Consider the following 1,323-nt stretch of genomic DNA (forward strand, 5'->3'; position numbering starts at 1 on the left):
GGGCACGGGTGCGAAAGGTCAGACATCGATTGATGTTATCATATCTGGATACTTTTTCAAATTTTATTTGTATCACTGTTTAATTTGAATCAAGGGATAGAAAAGATGGCAACCTTCAGCAGTGTGCTGGACTGCGGGTCATAAAAACTTGGTGACTTTGTGCCTTGGCGATTCAAATAAAACCCAACCGCTTGCGTTCCCGCCACAGTTCTTTCGGCTTGAAGATTTCTTTGGGGGTGATGATGCCGGTGATTAGGCCTGAGGGGGTGACGTCGAAGGCGAGGTTGCGAGTGGGTCTGGTGGGGTTGACGATTTAAGTCAATGACGGAGCCACTAACCGCCGCCCCCATCACCAACTACCGGTTCAACTATGATTTGTGCGCAAACTGTCCTGAGCATCGTTTAGTTTTCAATTTGGTTAATTCCCGGCCTATGGGGTGAGTTCGACATCTCATCAAATAAAGCTCACCCCTATGAAAAACCGAATTGAAAATATTGAGATCTAACCATACAAATTGCCTGCATAAATATAAAAGAAAATATAGCATGCCCTATGCAGTCGTCTGAATTAGGTGTTTTATTGATGGGGATTCTTGCTTCCGTGTTTGCTCTATCCCTATTCGTAATAATCGTGTGCTATTTTCTATCACGGGCTGAAGAGAGAAAGTCTGGAAAAGTCCTTTTCAGTGGCAAGTCCGCGGTAATTTTCACCCTAATGAATAATTCCGCTTGGTTGTTTTTTATAGCTTGGACGATGATTTGTTTCAACATTATCGGTGATATGGAAAACTATAACTGGGACACAGAAGAAAGCGAAAAAGGCTGGCAAGCATTTCGCATGGGGTCCGCCCTGTTGGTGTCTAGCGGCATTTCACTTTTTCTCCTTGCGGTTCTTTGGCGCAACTGGACTGGAAACAACGAAATGCTGCCGCGAGACAACATTTTTGTGAAATGTTACAGCGGACTAAATATGCTGACGTTGGCAGGAACGGTTTTGTGGTTAGGAACTCTCATATTATTTTCCCTACTTGAGGCGATGGCAAGCGACAAGATTTCAATTGATGATATGGGTGATTTGTTCAAATTTCCTGTGGTTATGTTTTTCAGCTCACTCGTTTTTCTTGCAGGCAACATTCGAGTTTTCGGTAGTTGCGCGGATCGGGCCCCTACAAAATAAAGACCCTGTGTTGGACCGAAGAGCCCCCCAATTCACCTCAACAAATCCGGCCCGTTCAGCAATGACTTGCCCGGAAGGCTGGGGAGGGGTTGTTCATTTCTTGGATCCTGGGAACAGAAACCTACACCACCTATCCACCAGCGGCG

General features: G+C 45.4%; 1 protein-coding gene. It reads left to right on the forward strand.

From position 1 onward, the window contains the following. Positions 1–715 precede the first annotated feature (715 nt). Positions 716–1,177, forward strand: coding sequence for a hypothetical protein (locus tag H8E27_07775; protein MBC8325507.1), 462 nt, complete (start codon positions 716–718; stop codon positions 1,175–1,177). Positions 1,178–1,323: the final 146 nt, after the last annotated feature.

The sequence above is a fragment of the Limisphaerales bacterium genome (genome assembly GCA_014382585.1).
GTDB lineage: Bacteria > Verrucomicrobiota > Verrucomicrobiia > Limisphaerales > UBA1100 > JACNJL01.